17 protein-coding genes and 2 tRNA genes are annotated in these 18,032 nt (G+C 70.5%); 16 read left to right on the top strand and 3 right to left on the bottom strand.

All coding sequences use genetic code 11. The features are described from left to right. The first annotated feature begins 67 nt into the window (after positions 1 to 67). From ACFT32_RS25925 to ACFT32_RS25915, 3 genes are all read left to right on the top strand, one after another. Entirely contained in the window at positions 68 to 1,381 is a 1,314-nt protein-coding gene (locus tag ACFT32_RS25925; protein WP_382494639.1) for a glutamate-5-semialdehyde dehydrogenase, read from the top strand. Positions 1,382 to 1,512: 131 nt separating this feature from the next. Continuing rightward, positions 1,513 to 2,115, top strand: a complete 603-nt coding sequence (locus tag ACFT32_RS25920; RefSeq protein ID WP_382493631.1) for a hypothetical protein — start codon at positions 1,513 to 1,515, stop codon at positions 2,113 to 2,115. Between the two features lie 89 nt (positions 2,116 to 2,204). Continuing rightward, positions 2,205 to 3,275 (top strand): hypothetical protein, encoded by a 1,071-nt coding sequence (locus tag ACFT32_RS25915; protein WP_382493628.1) that lies wholly within the window; start codon positions 2,205 to 2,207, stop codon positions 3,273 to 3,275. Positions 3,276 to 3,311: 36 nt separating this feature from the next. Here ACFT32_RS25915 and ACFT32_RS25910 read toward each other — a convergent pair whose 3' ends face one another. Continuing rightward, positions 3,312 to 4,436, bottom strand: coding sequence for a M48 family metallopeptidase (locus ACFT32_RS25910; RefSeq protein ID WP_382493625.1), 1,125 nt, complete (start codon positions 4,434 to 4,436; stop codon positions 3,312 to 3,314). Positions 4,437 to 4,559: 123 nt separating this feature from the next. Between ACFT32_RS25910 and ACFT32_RS25905 the strand changes: the two genes are divergently transcribed. The 10 genes from ACFT32_RS25905 to ACFT32_RS25860 all read left to right on the top strand — a co-directional run bounded on the left by ACFT32_RS25905 (position 4,560) and on the right by ACFT32_RS25860 (position 9,768). Next, a complete protein-coding gene (locus tag ACFT32_RS25905) occupies positions 4,560 to 4,718 on the top strand; it encodes a hypothetical protein (protein ID WP_382493623.1) in 159 nt (52 codons plus the stop codon). Positions 4,719 to 4,883: 165 nt separating this feature from the next. Next, on the top strand, positions 4,884 to 5,048 hold the full coding sequence (locus ACFT32_RS25900) for a hypothetical protein (protein WP_382493620.1): 165 nt from the start codon (positions 4,884 to 4,886) through the stop codon (positions 5,046 to 5,048). Positions 5,049 to 5,133: 85 nt separating this feature from the next. Continuing rightward, on the top strand, positions 5,134 to 5,907 hold the full coding sequence (gene nadD / locus ACFT32_RS25895) for a nicotinate-nucleotide adenylyltransferase (RefSeq protein WP_382493617.1): 774 nt from the start codon (positions 5,134 to 5,136) through the stop codon (positions 5,905 to 5,907). A 16-nt stretch (positions 5,908 to 5,923) separates the two neighbouring features. Continuing rightward, positions 5,924 to 7,612, top strand: coding sequence for an LCP family protein (locus ACFT32_RS25890; protein ID WP_382493614.1), 1,689 nt, complete (start codon positions 5,924 to 5,926; stop codon positions 7,610 to 7,612). Between the two features lie 110 nt (positions 7,613 to 7,722). Then, positions 7,723 to 8,169: a ribosome silencing factor gene (gene rsfS / locus ACFT32_RS25885; protein ID WP_184592576.1), complete on the top strand. Its 447-nt coding sequence runs from the start codon at positions 7,723 to 7,725 to the stop codon at positions 8,167 to 8,169. After that, positions 8,160 to 8,828, top strand: coding sequence for a histidine phosphatase family protein (locus tag ACFT32_RS25880; protein WP_382494636.1), 669 nt, complete (start codon positions 8,160 to 8,162; stop codon positions 8,826 to 8,828). The genes rsfS and ACFT32_RS25880 overlap by 10 nt, the downstream gene beginning before the upstream one ends. Before the next feature lie 75 nt (positions 8,829 to 8,903). Further along, a tRNA-Ala gene (locus ACFT32_RS25875) sits at positions 8,904 to 8,976 on the top strand. Positions 8,977 to 9,176: 200 nt separating this feature from the next. Beyond that, positions 9,177 to 9,350 carry a hypothetical protein gene (locus tag ACFT32_RS25870; protein ID WP_382493611.1) on the top strand — a complete coding sequence of 58 codons (174 nt, stop codon included), beginning with the start codon at positions 9,177 to 9,179 and terminating at the stop codon, positions 9,348 to 9,350. Positions 9,351 to 9,353: 3 nt separating this feature from the next. Beyond that, positions 9,354 to 9,587, top strand: a complete 234-nt coding sequence (locus ACFT32_RS25865) for a hypothetical protein (protein ID WP_006136074.1) — start codon at positions 9,354 to 9,356, stop codon at positions 9,585 to 9,587. Between the two features lie 108 nt (positions 9,588 to 9,695). Beyond that, positions 9,696 to 9,768 (top strand) — tRNA-Ala (locus ACFT32_RS25860). Between the two features lie 102 nt (positions 9,769 to 9,870). Here the strand turns inward: ACFT32_RS25860 and ACFT32_RS25855 are convergent. Beyond that, the gene (locus tag ACFT32_RS25855) at positions 9,871 to 11,487 is read right to left on the bottom strand and encodes an NADH-quinone oxidoreductase subunit NuoF family protein (protein WP_189723533.1); all 1,617 of its coding nucleotides are present in this window, start codon (positions 11,485 to 11,487) and stop codon (positions 9,871 to 9,873) included. After that, positions 11,484 to 12,749, bottom strand: coding sequence for a cytochrome b/b6 domain-containing protein (locus ACFT32_RS25850; RefSeq protein ID WP_382493607.1), 1,266 nt, complete (start codon positions 12,747 to 12,749; stop codon positions 11,484 to 11,486). Before ACFT32_RS25850 ends, ACFT32_RS25855 begins: the two co-directional genes overlap by 4 nt. 465 nt (positions 12,750 to 13,214) lie before the next feature. Here ACFT32_RS25850 and leuS point away from each other — a divergent pair, with 465 nt between their 5' ends. The 3 genes from leuS (at position 13,215) to ACFT32_RS25835 (ending at position 17,906) form a co-directional block, all read left to right on the top strand. After that, positions 13,215 to 16,094 carry a leucine--tRNA ligase gene (gene leuS, locus ACFT32_RS25845; protein WP_382493604.1) on the top strand — a complete coding sequence of 960 codons (2,880 nt, stop codon included), beginning with the start codon at positions 13,215 to 13,217 and terminating at the stop codon, positions 16,092 to 16,094. A gap of 159 nt (positions 16,095 to 16,253) precedes the next feature. Next, positions 16,254 to 16,988 carry a hypothetical protein gene (locus tag ACFT32_RS25840; protein ID WP_382493601.1) on the top strand — a complete coding sequence of 245 codons (735 nt, stop codon included), beginning with the start codon at positions 16,254 to 16,256 and terminating at the stop codon, positions 16,986 to 16,988. Positions 16,989 to 17,060: 72 nt separating this feature from the next. Then, the gene (locus tag ACFT32_RS25835; RefSeq protein WP_382493599.1) at positions 17,061 to 17,906 is read left to right on the top strand and encodes a DegV family protein; all 846 of its coding nucleotides are present in this window, start codon (positions 17,061 to 17,063) and stop codon (positions 17,904 to 17,906) included. The last annotated feature ends 126 nt before the right edge of the window (positions 17,907 to 18,032 follow it).

The following is an 18,032-nucleotide window of genomic DNA, read 5'->3' as shown; positions in this document are numbered from 1 at the left end:
CCCGGCCCGGTGGGTGTCTCGGGGGTGTCTCAGCGGTGTCTCGGGGTGTGAAACGAACGCTGAACGGATCCGCCCGGCGCACTACGCTTCCCTCATGACCACGCTTTCGCCGTACGACTCGATGTCCCCGGTCACCGAGGCCGCCTACCGCGCCAAGGCCGCCGCCGCGAGCCTCGCGCCGCTGCCGCGGGCCGACAAGGACGACGCGCTGCTCGCCATCGCGGACGCGCTGGAGGTCCGTACGAGCGAGATCGTCGAGGCCAATGCCAAGGACGTCGCCAAGGCCCGCGAGGCCGGCATCAGCGAGGGCATGATCGACCGGCTCACGCTCACCCCCGAGCGGGTCCGCGCCATCGCCTCCGACGTGCGGGACGTCGCCGCGCTGCCCGACCCGGTCGGCGAGGTCGTCCGCGGCTCCACGCTGCCCAACGGCATCGACCTGCGCCAGGTCCGTGTGCCGCTCGGTGTCGTCGGGATCATCTACGAGGGCCGGCCGAACGTCACCGTCGACGCCGCCGCCCTCTGCCTGAAGTCCGGCAACGCGGTCCTGCTGCGCGGCTCCTCCTCGGCCTACCAGTCGAACAGCGCCCTCGTGCGCGTCCTGCGCGACGCCGTGGGCGGGGCCGGGCTGCCCGCCGACGCCATCCAGCTCGTCCCCGGCGAGAGCCGTGACAGCGTGCGTGAGCTGATGCGCGCCCGCGGCCTGGTCGACGTGCTCATCCCGCGCGGCGGCGCCTCGCTGATCAACACGGTCGTGCAGGAGTCGACCGTCCCGGTCATCGAGACCGGCACCGGAAACTGCCACGTCTACGTCGACGCCGCCGCCGACCTCGACATGGCCGTCGAGATCCTGATCAACTCCAAGGCCCAGCGGGTCGGCGTCTGCAACGCCGCCGAGACCCTCCTGGTCCACCAGGACATCGCCGCCGAGTTCCTGCCCCGCGCCCTGGAGGCCCTCGCCGGCGCCGGGGTGACCGTGCACGCCGACGAGCGCGTGCAGTCCTACGCCAAGGACTCCAAGGCGACCGTCGTCGAGGCGACGGCCGAGGACTGGGAGACGGAGTACCTGTCGTACGACATCGCCGCGGCCGTCGTGGACTCCCTGGACAAGGCCGTCGAGCACATCCGGCTGTGGACCTCCGGCCACACCGAGGCCATCGTCACGACCTCCCAGCAGGCCGCCCGCCGCTTCACCCAGCTGGTCGACTCGACCACCGTCGCCGTGAACACCTCCACCCGCTTCACCGACGGCGGCCAGTTCGGCTTCGGCGCGGAGATCGGCATCTCCACGCAGAAGCTGCACGCCCGCGGCCCGATGGGCCTGCCGGAGCTGACCAGCACGAAGTACATCGTGACCGGGGACGGGCACGTGCGCCGCTGAGCGCCTGCCGCGCGGGTATGCGGAGCGGCGCATATGCGTGCGGCAGGGGCGGACCGGCCGGGCGTGCGCCGTGCGGAGCCTCGTGAACGCCGTCTCAACCGGCGGATGAATTTCCATACCGTCTGCCCAAATTGACCCCCCAGGTCTACTCTGGATCCGTGCCGGAGGACGTGGGGGGCACGCCGTTTCCCGACGGCTGGGAGCCCGACGACGACCACGACCGCGGGGTGTCGGACGAAGAGTTCGCCTCCGTGGTCTTCGACGAGGCCTTCGTACGCGCGGCCGTGGTGCACGAGCCGACCGCCGTGGAGCGCCTCCTTGCCGCCGCACAGGCGAGAGCCGAGGCCTCCGAAGCGGAGGCACGCCGCACCCACACCAGAGGCGAGCGCTACGACGACGGGTACGGCCCCGAGGGACACGGCGATTTCGGCCATGATCCCGACCTCGACGAGCTGGACGACCCCGACATCCTCGAGGACCACTACGGCGGTACGGGCCCGTACGGCAAGCAGGTGCGCTGGCACCGCCCCGTCGCCTGGCTGCTCGCGCTCGTGATGGGCATCGGCATGGTCGCGCTGGCCTTCACGGCGGTCTACCGGGGCGCCTCCTCGAACCGCCAGGAGCCCCTGCCCGCGCCCACCTCGACCGGTCTTGAACAGAGCGGTGGCGCGACCCCCTCGGCGTCCGCCGACTACACCGGTCCGGCCGTCTCGGTGATCCCCCGCACCCCCTGACCGGAACCCGCCTGTCCTGGTGAGAACCTGTCAGAACTTGTCATGGAGCGGGGCGTTTACCTGACCTTCCGGAGACCTACCCTGAAGATATGGGCGGGCCTGGCGACCCACCTGAGGGGGCCCCCGAGGGCGCTCCCGGAGGTGGAGAGGACGAGTACCGATCCGTCGTCTTCGACGAATCGTTCATTCGTGCTGCCCGCCTCCAGGAATTCTCCGCCCAGGAGCGCATCGCCGACCACGCGCCCGCCGTGCGCCGCCGCCCGCCCCTGCGCCGGGGCCTGTCCCGGCAGGCACTGGTGCTGGTCCTGCTGATCGCCATCGCCTTCGGTACCGCGATCTACATGGGTGTACGGCACCCCTACCAGACGCCCGCCGCCCAGGAGCCCGCCGAGCCCCTGCGGATGACCGTCATCCCGCTCTCCCCCGAGGGCAAGGTGCCCGGCACGGCCGACTCGGCCTATCTGTACGAGCACAGCCCCGCCGCACAGTTCAAGACCGGTGCGGAGGGCGTGCCGCTGCCCGCCTCGCGGCGCACCGCGCACTTCTCGGACAGCCAGGTCGTCTCCGCCCTGTCCACCGCCAAGGACTACATCGTCCGGTCGGCCCTCGACCCGGACGTGCTCACGGGCGGTGAGGTCCGCGCCGTCCGCGTCCTGCTCGACCCCGATCAACTGGGCCAGTTCGACCAGAGCTTCTCCCGCCCCACCGCGGACGGACGCCACGCGCCCACCGGCTGGCTCGTCCGTTTCGACCCCACCCGCGCGGAGCTGGCCGACCGCAAGGTACGGGTCCAGGGCACACTGCAGGCCGCCGAGGCCGACTCCTCCACGCTCGAGGTCACCGCCGACCACACGTTCGTGTACGCGCTGCGGCCGGCCGGGGCCGACGACAAGGCCGAGGTGTCCCTGTTCACCGTCCGGCGCGAGCTGCACTTCCGCTTCGACCGCGACGACCTGCGCCTGCACCAGGGCCAGCTCGTCGTCTCCTACGTCCAGGCCGGACCGCTCTCCTGCGCCGAGGACTCCACGAACCACCTCCGCCCCCTCCTGTCCGGCCAGACGGCCAAGGAGGGCGGCCCCGCCGGCACGGACCCCTATGCCACGGGCAGTGCGACGGCCCTGTGCGGTTCCCTGGCGACGAGCGCGCAGCCGAAGGTGTGAGGGAGGAGCCGAGGGCGTGAGAGGGGGCGCGAGCCCTCAGCTTTTGTCGCGCGGCGGCCCGTCGTCGTTCGGGGAGTCCGACGTATCCGGTGCCTCCGGGCCCTGCGGCGGCCTCGGGGCCGGGTTCGTGAACCCGCCGAAGCCGCGGCGGACCCGGTCGCCCAGGTCACCGGCGCCGCCGGCGAGGTCCGTGACCAGCTTCATCAGCGGGTCCTTGGAGCTCTTCACATGGGTCGTGTAGTGGTTCGCCGAGTCCCGCCAGGAGTCCTTGACCGAGGTGTCCTTGTCCTCGTCGCGCCGCGGGTAGTGGCCGTCCATGATCCGCTGGTAGTCCCGCGACTCGGCCCACCTCTTCAGCTCGGCCGCGCGCACGGTGGTGAACGGGTGGGAGCGGGGCAGCACGTTCAGGATCTTCAGCACGGAGTCCCGCAGGTCGCCCCCGGCCTCGTACTCCTCGGCCTGCGCGAGGAACGCGTCCACGTTCATCTCGTGCAGGTGGTTACCGCCCGCGATCTTCATCAGACCCCGCATGGAGGCCGTCAGATCCTGCCCGACCAGCAGCCCCGCCCGGTCCGCCGACAGCTCCGACTTGCGGAACCACTCGCGCAGCCCGGTCACGATCGCCATGATCGCGAGGTTGCCCAGCGGGATCCAGGCGACCCGGACGGCGAGGCTGGTCAGGAACAGCAGGATCGTCCGGTAGACCGAGTGGCCGGACAGCGCGTGCCCCACCTCGTGCCCGACGACAGCCCGCATCTCCTCCTCGTCGAGCAGCTCGACGAGCCCGGTCGTGACGACGATGATCGGCTCGTCCAGGCCGATGCACATCGCGTTCGGCTGCGGGTCCTGGTTCACGTACATCGGCGGGACCTTCTCCAGGTCCAGGATGTAGCAGGCGTCCCGCAGCATCACGTTCAGATGGGCGAACTGCTGGTCCGAGACGCGCACCGAGTCGGACAGGAACAGCAGCCGGAGACTGCGCTCGGGCAGCAGACCGCTGAGCGCCTTGAACACCGTGTCGAAACCGGTCAGCTTGCGCAGCGCCACCAGGGCGGAGCGGTCGGCCGGATGCTCGTACGTACGCGAGGAGATTCCGGGGAAGCGCCTGCGCTGCCTGCTGGGCACGTGCTCGTGCCCGCTGTGCTCGTGGCCGTCGGACATGTCTTCCCCCATGCGTCTGTGTGACCTTTGCGGCCCCTTGTGCGGCCTTTTGCTTCCCCGAGGCAGAGCCCAGCCTAGGCGGAGTTACGGTGGTCGGGCAGTACAGCGAAGGGAACCACCGTCATGGAGCACCACCCCGCGTCCGCCTGGCTCACCGAGGCCGCGAGCGCCGCCGAACGGCAGGGACCGGGGATGCTCCGGATCGTCCTCATCGTGATGATCCTGGGCTGTGCGCTGACCGCGTGGTTCCTGCTGCGTGGCTACAGACGGAAGGACGACTGAGGCTTCGGGAAGGTTCCCCGCCGGACCCCCGGGACCGGGTCCGGCGACGGCACGCGCCGCCTCCGCGTCACGAACATGCGGAGTCGGGGTGATCGCGCCAGGGGCGCCCGCTTACGATGAGCCGACGTCTTTCATGCCGCCCACACGCGATAGGTCCTGCCGAAGATGAGCTTCCACAGCACCGCTGCCCAGTTGGCCACACTCGCCGCCGAGGGCGAGGAGCACGGCGGAAACCACGAGAGCCTCAGCCCCTACATCACCGGTGGCGCCGCCCTCTTCATCCTGCTGCTACTGCTGTGGATCACCACCCGCTTCAACCGCGACCGCTGAGCCCGGACGGATGCCCCGCGCGGGGCATCCCGGGGATCACGGGGGCGGCCGGAGCCCTCAGGCAGGGCCGGTAGGGTCTGCACGCATGGGAGAGCAGGACATGCCTACCGGTCCGGCGAACGAGACGCCGCACGACCCGGCACAGGACACGGCGAGAGGCACCGAGCGACACTCGGAGCCCCGCCGTGCCGCCACGGAGCCCACGGAGCCCCGCCAGGCCGCCCCGGAGCCACGCGGCGCCGACGGCCCGGGAAACAGCCCGTCGCGGCCGGGCAAGCGCCGCCTCGGCGTCATGGGCGGCACCTTCGACCCGATCCACCACGGGCACCTGGTCGCGGCCAGCGAGGTCGCCGCGGCGTTCCACCTCGACGAGGTGGTCTTCGTCCCGACCGGCCAGCCCTGGCAGAAGAGCCACCGCAGCGTCTCCCCGGCCGAGGACCGCTATCTGATGACGGTCATCGCGACCGCCGAGAACCCGCAGTTCTCCGTGAGCCGCATCGACATCGACCGCGGCGGTGCCACCTACACCGTGGACACCCTGCGTGACCTGCGCGCGCTCAACCCGGAGACGGATCTCTTCTTCATCACCGGCGCCGACGCGCTCGCCCAGATCCTCACCTGGCGGGACAGCGAGGAGCTGATCTCCCTCGCGCACTTCATCGGGGTCACCCGGCCGGGCCACCATCTGAACGACCCCGGACTCCCGGAGGGCGGCGTCTCCCTCGTCGAGGTCCCCGCCCTCGCCATCTCCTCCACCGACTGCCGTGCGAGAGTCGCCAAGGGCGACCCGATCTGGTATCTGGTGCCGGACGGAGTCGTGCGCTACATCGACAAGCGCGAGCTGTACCGCGGCGAGTGAGCCGAGAGGGGCACCGGTGAACGACCGATACGACCCGGGGTACACGGGCGACCAGTACGAACTCGTCGGCTACGACGAGTACGGCCAACCTGTCTACCGCCAGGTCCCGGCGCAACAGACCCAGACCTACGACCCGTATGCCCAGCAAGGGCAGCAAGGGCAGCAGCAGGGCTACGGCTACGACCCGTACGCGACGGCCGGGCAGCAGCCCCCGTCGTACGACTACGGGACCGGCCGGCAGCAGCCGGGCCCCTCCCACGGCGCCTACGACCCGTACGCCACCGGCACCCACCAGGGCGGCCCCGCGTCCCACGATCCCTACGGCCGGCACGCGGCCGGCGCCGGTACGGACCGGCAGCCCCGCGTCGCCGAGCAGACCGCGCACATCCCGCAGCAGGCGGGCCCGGCCGACGAGGATGCCCCCGGCCGGCCGGAACCGGAGTACCACACCGAGCAGTTCGCCTTCGTCGAGGAGCCCGACGGCAACTCCGAAGACGTCATCGACTGGCTGAAGTTCACCGAGAACCGCACCGAGCGCCGCGAGGAGGCCCGGCGCCGCGCCCGCAGCCGGATCGTCGCCCTGGTCGTCGTCCTCGCGCTCGCCGCGGCCGGCGGCGTCGGATACCTGGCGTACGCGGGGAAGCTGCCCGGCCTGTCGTCCGACGACTCCACGACGGGCAGCGCGACGGCGGCGGGCGCCCAGAAGCGCGACGTGATCGTCGTCCACCTGCACGACACCAAGGGCGGCGGCACCTCCACGGCCCTCCTCGTCGACAACACCACCACCAAGCGGGGCACCTCCGTCCTCGTGCCCAACTCCCTGGCTCTGACCAGCGACGACGGCACCACGACGACGCTCGCCAAGTCGGTCGAGGACGACGGCTCCGACGGCACCCGCGACGCGCTCGACTCGGCCCTCGGCACCGACATCCAGGGCACCTGGCGCCTGGACACCCCCTATCTGCAGAACCTCGTCGACCTCGTCGGCAACGTCGACGTCGACACCGACACCGACGTCCCCGACCCCGCCGCCAAGAAGAAGGGCACGGCCCCCCTGGTCAACAAGGGCCAGGACCAGACCCTCAGCGGCAAGATGGCCGTCGCCTACGCCACCTACCGCGCCCCCGGCGAGGCCCAGAACGCCCAGCTGGATCGCTTCGGGCAGGTCATGCAGGGCGTCCTGCGCAAGGTGTCCTCCGACCCGCAGGCCGCGACGACCACGATCCAGACCCTGGCGCAGATCCTGGACCCGTCCCTGACCGACAAGGACCTCGGCTCCTTCCTCGCCGGGCTCTCCGACCTCGCCAAGGGCGGCGACTTCAAGACGGACCTGCTGCCCGTCCAGACCGACGGCACGCTCAGCGCCCAGGCGAGCGCGAGCGTCGTCAGGAACGTCCTCGGCGGTACCGCCAAGAGTCCCGACAAGGACGCCGCCGTCAGCGTCTCCGTCCGGAACGCCACCGGTGTGAAGGACAACACGGAGAAGGCCCGTGTCGTGCTCCTCAACGGCGGCTTCACCTTCCTGGAGGGCGGCACGGCGGGCGCCCAGGCCACGTCCGAGGTCGTCTACGCCGAAGCCGGCGACAAGGCGAACGCCGCCGAGGTCGCCAAGACGCTGGGCCTGCCCGCGGGCTCGGTCGGCAAGGGCAAGATCTCCGCGAACGCCGACGTCGCCGTGGTACTCGGCCAGGACTACAAGCCGTAGCCCGGCCGGGAGCCAGGTGTCCCCCCACGTGATCCCCGTAATCACGTGGGGGGCCCACGGCGGTCCGTGAGACCCTTGGTGGCAAGTGTCCGCCGATCGAAAGCCTTGTAGTGACCGCGACCGACCGCTCTCACGAGCTCATCATCACCGCCGCCCAGGCGGCCGCCGACAAGCTGGCGCACGACATCGTCGCCTACGACGTCAGTGACGTGCTGTCCATTACGGACGCCTTCCTGCTGGCCTCGGCTCCCAACGACCGCCAGGTCAAGTCGATCGTCGACGAGATCGAGGAGCGGCTCCAGAAGGAACTCGGAGTCAAGCCGGTGCGCCGCGAGGGCGACCGCGAGGCCCGCTGGGTCCTGCTCGACTACGTCGACATCGTCGTCCACGTCCAGCACAGCGAGGAGCGTGTCTTCTACGCCCTGGAGCGGCTGTGGAAGGACTGCCCCGAGCTCGAGCTGCCCGAGGACGCCAAGGCCACCCGGGGCAAGGCCGAGGAGCACGCCAAGCTGCAGGCGGCGGAGGAGGCGGCGGAGCTGGACGGAGACTGGCGGTGAGCTTCAGCGAGGCCGGCAGGCCGGGCCGGGGACGCCGCGTCATCCTCTGGCGGCACGGCCAGACCTCGTGGAACGTGGAGCGCCGCTTCCAGGGCACCACGGACGTCGAGCTCACCGAGACCGGCCTCGCCCAGGCGCGCCGCGCCGCCCGGCTGCTGGTCGCCCTGAAGCCGGACACGATCGTCGCCTCCGACCTGAAGCGGGCCGCGCACACGGCCGCCGAGCTCGCCGCGCTCACCGGCCTCGACGTGACCCACGACGAGGCACTGCGCGAGACCTACGCGGGCGTCTGGCAGGGCCTGACGCACGAGGAGATCATCGGCCGCCACGGCGACGAGTACGCCGCGTGGAAGCGCGGCGAGCCGGTGCGCCGCGGCGGAGGCGAACTGGAGACCGAGGTCGCCGACCGAGCCGCTCCCGTGGTGCTCCGGAACGCCGAGAAGCTCCCCGAGGGCGGCACGCTCGTCGTGGTCAGCCACGGCGGCACGATCCGCACCACCATCGGCCGCCTCCTCGGCCTGGACCCCCGCGACTGGGAGAGCCTCGGCGGGCTCTCCAACTGCTGCTGGTCCGTCCTCGGCGAAGGCGCCCGCGGCTGGCGCCTGCTGGAGCACAACGCCGGCACCCTGCCCGAACCGGTGCTCGGTGACGACGACTGACCTCGGATTTCACTTTCCGGCAGGTCGCAGGCTAAAGTTCTTCTTGTTCGCCCCGCCAGCGGGGAAGGAACATGAGGGGCTATAGCTCAGTTGGTAGAGCGCCTGCATGGCATGCAGGAGGTCAGGAGTTCAATTCTCCTTAGCTCCACGTCAAGATCCCGTTCCCGTCCTGGGGGCGGGATTTTTCGTGCCTCGGGTTGAGTCTCTCGGGCCTGCTGAGGCGTATACCTCTACGGCCACGACGCGTGCCGTGTCCGGACTGGTGCTGAGGCGTCGCTGACCGTATTGGTCCGGCCGTGGCAGAATCAAACGGCCGGAAGGGAGCGCGGCCCGACGGGAGGAGTAGCGATGCCTGCGAGCATCCTCGAGGAGGTCGACCACCTCCTCGGCGCAGCGTTGACACGGCAGATGTCCACCCGCCTCAGCTGCCCTTCCTGCGGTTCCGGGCATGTGGCCCAGATGCTCGGCGACAACGGCGGGATCTCCTACGTGTGCACGGCCTGCGGCCACAGCTGGAGCTGATCGATGGGTGCACACAGGCGGAAGTGCGACTGGTGCGGCAGCGGGACTCCGATCGTCCGTGACATGGAACCGATCAATCCCGACTACCAGTACTGGTGCGAGGAGTGCGCGCGGGCGCTGATCATAAAAGGCGACCCGATCGAGACGTACCGCGAGTTGGAGGGCGAGCCGATCTACGGACGGCTTCTGGAGGAGCACTGCACGCTCAAGCGGTTCTATTCGTTCGTCACGGCCTGAGATCGGCAAAACGGTCATTTCAGGCAAGGTGAAACCGATTTGGTGTTGGGCCCGATGGGCCAGTAATGTTGGCGTCGCCGCCAGGGAAACCCGGCGGAAACGTCACACGGGGCTATAGCTCAGTTGGTAGAGCGCCTGCATGGCATGCAGGAGGTCAGGAGTTCAATTCTCCTTAGCTCCACAAGAGTTGAGAAGGCGGGCCATCCGATCGGATGGCCCGCCTTCTTGTCGTGTGTATGAGTACGGCGGGCTTCCCCGGAAGGGAAGCCCGCCGTACGTCTGCTCAGCGGCCGAGAGCGCGCCGTCCGCGGCCCTGGGAGAGGACCGGGAGGTTGCGGGACGACGGCGCGCCCTGGGATCGCGTGTCCTCCTCCAGGCGCAGGGCCAGCGCCGGGCAGCGGCGCACCGCGCGTAGAGCCTTGGCCTCGGCGTACCGCGGCACCTGGGCCTGCGCCACGGTGGGGAAGCCGTCGGCGCCGAGCTGGAACACCTCGGGGAGGATGTCCGCGCACAGGCCGTGGCCCCGGCACAGCGTCCAGTCGACGTAGATCTTCTGGCGGCTGGGGCCGTTCTCCTCGGACTCGCCGCCGCCCGGGATGCCCGTCGGGGCCCTGCCGCCCTCGAAGAGCGGCAGCACGCCCTCCACGGGCCTGCCGCAGCCGTTGCCGAGGACATGGGCGGCCAGGTCGTCCGTGAACGCCTTGATGGTCGACTCGAGGAACATCGCGGAGCCGTCCGGGTGGGAGCACGCGCCGCGCCGCTTGACGTTCTTGGCGACCTGCTTGACCGCCTCCAGGGCGGCCGGTCCGCCGCCGTTGAGGATGTCCTCCAAGCCGCGTGCCGCGGCCGGCAGGCCGAGGTAGCAGGGACCGCACTGGCCCGCGCTCTCCTCGGCCAGCCACTGGGCGACCCGCAGCGACTCGCCCAGCGGGCAGGTGTCCTGAGTGATCGGCAGGATCGCTCCGGCGCCGAGCGCGCCGCCCACCGCGTCCAGCGAGTTGCGGGAGACGATCGCCTCGTTGACCGTCGCCGCGTCGATCCACTTGCCGTGGTAGCCGCCGGTGAGCACGCCCTGCGGCACCGGCGGTGCGCCGGCGAGCTGCAGGACGTAGCGCAGCGGGACGCCCGTCGGGACCTCGATCACCATGGGGCGGGCCACCGCCCCGGAGACCGTGAGCATGACGGTGCCCGGCTCGTCGTACAGGCCGGTGTTGCCGTAGCGCTCCGGGCCGATGCGGGCCGCGATGGCCAGCTGGGCGAAGGTCTCGGCGTTGGACAGCAGGGTGGGGGCGCCGCCGACGCCGTTCTGCGAGGCGCTGACCTTGCGGCCCGGAGGAACGGCGGGGCCGCCGTCGATCGAACGGATCAGCGACGCGGCGGCACCGGTGACCATACGGACGGGATTGCGCTGCACACGCGCGCGTAGCGCCGACCGGCGGCCGTTGTTGAGGCCGCGTTCGGCGAGCGCCGCCTCCATGGAGCGCTGTGTCGACTCACGGGTGACCCCCACCACGAGCGTGCGGGCACCCAGAGCCTCGGCGCACAGGAGCGCGCCGTCCAGGATCAGATGCGGGGCACGGTTGATCAGCACCGTGTCCTTGCGGCAGGCCGGCTCGTCCTCGCTTCCGTTCACGACGACGACCGGCCGGATGCCGCGCTTGATCGCCGATTCGGCGACCGAGCGCAGCTTTTTGTGGAAGGGGAAGCCCGCGCCGCCGCGGCCCTTCAGGTTGATGCGTTCGGCGAGTTGCGCGAGCTGTTCGCCGCCCATCGGCTCGAGCGGCCCGTGCACCTTCAGATGCATGGGCAGATCGAGCCGATCGACAAGGTCGAAGCCCGACGTGAGCTGAGGAAGTCCGACGACGCGGACTTCGGGTACGTCGGGCAGAGCCTCGTTCACTTAAAGCCTCCGGAAGGCGTGTTCCAAGGTTCGCCCGATCCCGGTGCGTCGAAGTCATAGGACGCACCGGGCAGTGTTTCAGTGGCGGGACCGCTGTTGTACGTGTCGTTCGGGTAGTACGTGTCGAAGGCGGCATTCGACTCACCCGTGTCGTACACGTCACTCGATCCATAGCCGGCGGCGCCTGGATTGCCATAGGCCGGGATGTTCTGTCCGGTGTCCTGCAGGGGGTCGTAGGGCGGGATGTTGAAGCCCGTGTCCTGGAGGGGGTCGTAGGCCGACGGCGGGGCCTCGCCGACCGGGGGCGGGGACGGGATCGGCCAGTTGCCCGAGGTGCTGGAGGGGCCGTCCACGAGCGGAATGCTCTCGGTGGGCTGCATGTCCAGCGGCAGTTCCATGCGGGTGCTCGGTCCCGGAGCGAAGGCCTGCTGGCCCGGCGGAGGGCCCGAGACGGCCCGGTAGGCGGCCGCGAATCCGTTGGCGGGCTCCTTGGCCGCGGGGCGTTCCGCCTGCTCGTACAGCGGGCCCGACGGGGAGGCGGTGGCTCCCCGGGGCGCGTCGCGGCTTTCGTAGCCGGGCAGCGTGGAGCCGCCGGTCGCCCGGGCCCGGCTCTCCTCCAGGTCCCTGCGGGCCGACGGCTCCCCGGGGCCTATGAGGGCGACGAACTTGTCGGCGATCTTGCGCTTGACCGGGCGCGGAGCGGCGCGCAGGGCGAGGGCTCCGGCCACCCCGACCAGGGACAGGCAGTACAGGATGACGAAGATCGGCTTGGCCGCGCGACCCGCGTAGAGCCCGTGGACCAGGGCGGCGCACCAGGCCGGGTAGGCCAGCATGTGCATGGCCCGCCAGCGGGCGGCGACGGGTGCGGGGGAGGCGAAGCGGTTGCGCAGTACGCCGGTGACGCCCACGAAGATCATGAGCATGCTGGCCAGGGTGCCGAGGCCGATGAGGAACGCCCTGCCCGTGACGGCCTCCTCACCGGTCAGGAGCAGCCCGAAGGGGATCACCGCGGCGACCCATGAGGTGTGCTCCAGCGCCAGCTTCACCCCGATGTGGACCAGGAGGAAGACGATCGAGGCGGCCGCCGTGGTCCGGTGCACGGCCTGCGCCAGGATGCGCCTGCGTGTGTCGAGCAGGATCCGGTCCTGGGCGACGAGTCCCCAGATCACCGAGCAGGAGAGGCATACGAGGGACAGCACGCCGGCGCCGAAGTTGAGGAACTCGGCGAACGAGTCGTCCGCCGTGGAGTCATAGGGGTTCACGGCCTGCCTCCCCACATCCCGGCGACCGGGGGTAGCGAGGGGTTACTGCGATGAGGGTTCATGGGGGCAACTCCGAGCGGTTCGGGAAAGCGGTCCCGCTGCCGCACTCTAAGCGGAGCCATACCGATGGGTACGAGGTTTGAGTTATTGCGTTGTTATCAAAGGACAATATGGATGTTGTGATGTCCCTTAGTGACTATTACGCGAAGTAACCTTTGACCCTGGTTCAGCTTTTCGGGCACCGAGCGGCCCTCCGGAAGCGCGTCGCGGCGCGCTGGGGGCCTGCGGTACCCTAACGCCATGCGTGCCGTACGCCTTCTGCTTAGCGGGCCGCGCTGATCAGTCCCGGCCACCGGACGAGTCGAGTGGCCGGAATCGGCGCGGCGTCCCCTCCTGTGCGAGGGGATTTTTCGTTTCTCGAACCCACAGCCGCAGGCAGAGACGATCGATGGAGCTTTGAGGATCATGAGCGAGACGAACCCCGCTGCCGCCGCCGAGGTGGCGGCGCCGCACCGCTACACGGCCGCCATGGCAGCCGACATCGAGGCACGCTGGCAGGACTTCTGGGACGCCGACAACACCTACGGCGCGCCCAACCCGAAGGGTGACCTGGCGGGCGAGCCGGAGGCCGTCGCCAAGCCCAAGAAGTTCATCATGGACATGTTCCCGTACCCCTCCGGCGCGGGCCTGCACGTCGGCCACCCCCTGGGCTACATCGCCACGGACGTGTTCGCCCGCTTCCAGCGGATGACCGGCCACAACGTTCTGCACACCCTGGGCTTCGACGCCTTCGGCCTGCCCGCCGAGCAGTACGCGGTGCAGACCGGCACGCACCCGCGCGTGTCCACCGAAGCCAACATGGAGAACATGAAGTCCCAGCTGCGCCGGCTGGGCCTGGGCCATGACAAGCGCCGGTCGTTCGCCACGATCGACCCGGACTACTACAAGTGGACCCAGTGGATCTTCCTGCAGATCTTCAACTCCTGGTACGACCACGACGCCGGGCGGGCCCGCCCGATCGCCGAGCTGATCGAGCTGTTCGCCTCCGGTGAGCGGCCCGTTCCGGGACACACGCGCGCGTGGAGCGAGCTGAGCGCCGCCGAGCAGGCCGACGTCCTGGGCGAGTTCCGGCTGGCCTACGCCTCCGACGCGCCGGTCAACTGGTGCCCCGGACTGGGCACCGTGCTGGCCAACGAGGAGGTCACCGCCGAGGGCCGCTCCGAGCGCGGCAACTTCCCGGTCTTCAAGGCCAAGCTGCGCCAGTGGAACATGCGCATCACCGCCTACGCCGACCGGCTGCTGGAGGACCTGGAGGAGCTGGACTGGCCCGAGGCCATCAAGCTGCAGCAGCGCAACTGGATCGGCCGCTCCGAGGGCGCCCGCGTCGACTTCCCGATCGACGGCGAGCGCATCACCGTCTTCACCACCCGCCCCGACACCCTGTTCGGCGCCACTTACATGGTGCTGGCCCCCGAGCACCCGCTGGTCGAGAAGTTCACCCCGGCCGCGTGGCCTGAGGGCACCCACGAGGTGTGGACCGGCGGCCACGCGACCCCCGGCGAGGCCGTCAGCGCCTACCGCGCGCAGGCCGCCTCGAAGTCCGACGTGGAGCGGCAGGCCGAGGCCAAGGACAAGACCGGCGTCTTCATCGGCGCGTACGCCACCAACCCGGTCAACGGCGAGCAGGTCCCGGTCTTCATCGCCGACTACGTGCTGATGGGCTACGGCACCGGCGCGATCATGGCCGTCCCGGCCGGCGACCAGCGCGACTTCGAGTTCGCGCGCGCCTTCGCGCTGCCGATCCACTGCATCGTCGAACCGACCGACGGCCGTGGCACGGACACCGCGACCTGGGAGAACGCCTTCGGGTCGTACGACGCCAAGATCATCAACTCGTCGAACGACGACGTCAGCCTGGACGGCCTGGGCGTCGCCGACGCCAAGGCTCGCATCACCGAGTGGCTGGAGCGGTCCGGCGTCGGCGAGGGCACCGTCAACTTCCGGCTGCGCGACTGGCTGTTCAGCCGCCAGCGCTACTGGGGCGAGCCCTTCCCGATCGCCTACGACGAGGACGGCATCGCCCACGCGCTGCCCGAGTCGATGCTGCCCCTGGAACTGCCCGAGGTCGAGGACTACTCGCCGCGCACCTTCGACGCGGACGACGCCGACACCCAGCCCGAGACGCCGCTGTCCCGCAACGAGGACTGGGTCAACGTCACACTGGACCTGGGCGACGGCCGCGGCCCGCGCAAGTTCCGCCGCGAGACCAACACCATGCCCAACTGGGCCGGTTCCTGCTGGTACGAACTGCGCTACCTGGACCCGCACAACAGCGAGAAGCTGGTCGACCCCGAGATCGAGCAGTACTGGATGGGGCCGCGCGAGGGGCAGCCGCACGGCGGCGTCGACCTGTACGTCGGCGGCGCCGAGCACGCCGTGCTGCACCTGCTGTACGCCCGCTTCTGGTCCAAGGTGCTGTACGACCTGGGGCACGTCTCCTCGGCCGAGCCGTTCCACAAGCTGTTCAACCAGGGCATGATCCAGGCCTACGTCTACCGCGACAGCCGTGGCATCGCGGTACCGGCCGCCGAGGTGGAGGAGCGCGACGGCGCGTACTTCTACCAGGGCGAGAAGGTCTCCCGGCTGCTGGGAAAGATGGGCAAGTCCCTGAAGAACGCCGTCACTCCGGACGAGATCTGCGCCGAGTACGGAGCCGACACGCTGCGGCTGTACGAGATGGCGATGGGCCCGCTGGACGTCTCCCGGCCGTGGGACACGCGCGCGGTGGTCGGCCAGTTCCGGCTGCTGCAGCGGCTGTGGCGCAACGTCGTCGACGAGGCGACCGGCGAGGTGACCGTCGTCGACGCCGAGCCGGACGTCGAGACGCTGCGTGCCCTGCACAAGGCGATCGACGGGGTGCGCGGTGACCTGGAGGGCATGCGGTTCAACACCGCCATCGCCAAGGTCACCGAGCTGAACAACCACCTGACCAAGGCGGGCGGCGCCGTCTCGCGTCCGGTCGCCGAGGCCCTGGTGCTGATGATCGCCCCGCTGGCCCCGCACGTCGCCGAGGAGCTGTGGCGCCGGCTGGGGCACACGGACTCGGTGGTGCACCACGACTTCCCCGTGGCCGACCCGGAGTACGTGGTCGACGAGACCGTGACCTGCGTCGTGCAGATCAAGGGCAAGGTCAAGGCGCGGCTGGAGGTCTCGCCGGCCATCTCCGACGACGAGCTGGAGAAGGTCGCGCTGGCGGACGAGAAGGTCGTCGCCGCGCTGGGCGGGGCCGGGATCCGGAAGGTGATCGTGCGGGCACCGAAGCTGGTGAACATCGTCCCCGCGTAGGCGCGGGGTCTGACCGGCCTCCATCAGGGTGCTCCCCTAGTGGTCCTCCGATGGTCTCTACGGGCAGGTTCGGGGTTCTTCCGGAACTCCGGACCTGCCTGTTGCGTTTACCGTTGAAGAGCGGCCTGAGGTGTGCCGCGATGTCTGGAGGAGGAGCCGGTGGAAGCAGTGATCGCAGTGTTCGCCCTGCTCTTCGTGCTCTTTCTCGGACTCGGCGTCTACGCGACGGTGAAGGTGGTCGGTGCCGCCAAGCGCGGTGTGGACCGCGGCCTCACCCAGGCCCGCCGCACCGTGGAGGACCACACCCTGCGGGCCAAGTCCTTCGCCCAGCCCGGCGCCGCCGGTGAACTCGCCCAGCTTCGGCTGAGACTGCGCACCTCGATGCGCGCCACCCAGGACGCGCTGCACGCGGCCGTCGCCGAGGACGCGTCTCTGAAGGAGTCCATCGGCCTCTTCGAACGGCTCAGCGCGCACGGCCATGAGCTGGACGACGAGCTGAAGCGCCTGGAGGCCGAGCCGGACCGCGGTGCGCTGACCCAGCGGCTGCCCGAGCTGCGCGAGCGCACCGAGCGCGTCACACAGTCCGCGGACGCCCTGCGCTGGGCGGCACGCGACCGGGCCCGCCGCTTCGCCGAAGACGACCTGGACACGCTCAGCGCCCAGATCGACGTGGAGGCCGGGGCGCTGCGGCACTGGACGGCGCCGGAGTCCGAGCCCACCTCGCAGCCCTGGCCCGAAGCGCCCGCCGCCGACGCCACCACAGCCGGGCAGACCTGGCCGGAAGCCCCGCAGCCGAGCCCTGAGCAGGAGTCGGCACGGCCCGCCATCACCCCGCCGGGACCGCGCCCCACCTACCCCTGGCAGAAGAAGGCCCGCCCCGAGAGCACCACTTGATCCGGCCACTCGCGCCACGGGGCACCGGGGCCGGGCTGCCGCACGGGCACTACGGCAGGTAACCTCCAGCTCATGTCCCGCCATGTCGCGATCGTCACCGATTCAACGGCCTACCTGCCGGCCCGGACGATGGAGCGCCACGGCATCACAGCGGTACCCCTGACGGTGGTCCTCGGTGACCGGGCGCTCGAAGAGGGCACCGAGATCTCGACCCGTGCTCTCGCCCAGGCTTTGCAGAAGCGGCGCCCCGTGACGACCTCGCGGCCCAGCCCCGCCGTCTTCGAGGAGACGTACCGCAAGGTCGCCGAGTCCGGCGCCACCGGCATCGTCTCCCTCCATCTCTCCGCCGAACTCTCCGGCACCTACGACGCGGCCGTCGTGGCCGCCCGGCAGGCGCCGGTGCCCGTGCGGGTGGTGGACACCGGCATGATCGCGATGGCGCTCGGGTTCTGCGCGCTCTCCGCCGCGGAGACCGCGGAATCGGGCGGCACGGTGGACGAGGCCGTCACGGCCGCGGAGAAGAGGGCCGCGGGCACCTCCGCCTACTTCTACGTCGACACCCTCGACTACCTGCGCCGCGGCGGCCGCATCGGTGCCGCGCAGGCCCTGCTGGGTTCGGCGCTCGCGGTGAAGCCGCTGCTGCAACTGGCCGACGGCCGCATCGAACCGCTGGAGAAGGTGCGGACCGCGTCCAAGGCGATCGCCCGCCTCGAGGAGATCGCGGCCGACCGGGCGGGCAGCGCGCAGGTCGATGCCGCCGTCCACCATCTCGCCGCCCCGGACCGGGCGTCGGCCCTCGCCGACCGGTTGCGGACGCGGCTGACCGGGCTGGCCGATCTGCATGTCAGCGAGGTCGGGGCGGTGATCGGGGCGCATACGGGGCCCGGGCTGCTGGGAGTTGTGGTTTCGCCGCGGTGAACGTTGCTGTGGGGCTTCGAGCACCGGCTCCGCTCACCCGTGTGAGTGGCGGAGTTGTCCACAGCCGGGGGGTTGTCCCCGGGAATTGGCCAAGATCATCGCGGGTGGGCCGAGGTGGCCGATCCT

This window comes from Streptomyces sp. NPDC057002 (assembly GCF_042673825.1).
GTDB lineage: Bacteria > Actinomycetota > Actinomycetes > Streptomycetales > Streptomycetaceae > Streptomyces.
This window is presented reverse-complemented; position numbering and strand designations above follow the sequence as displayed.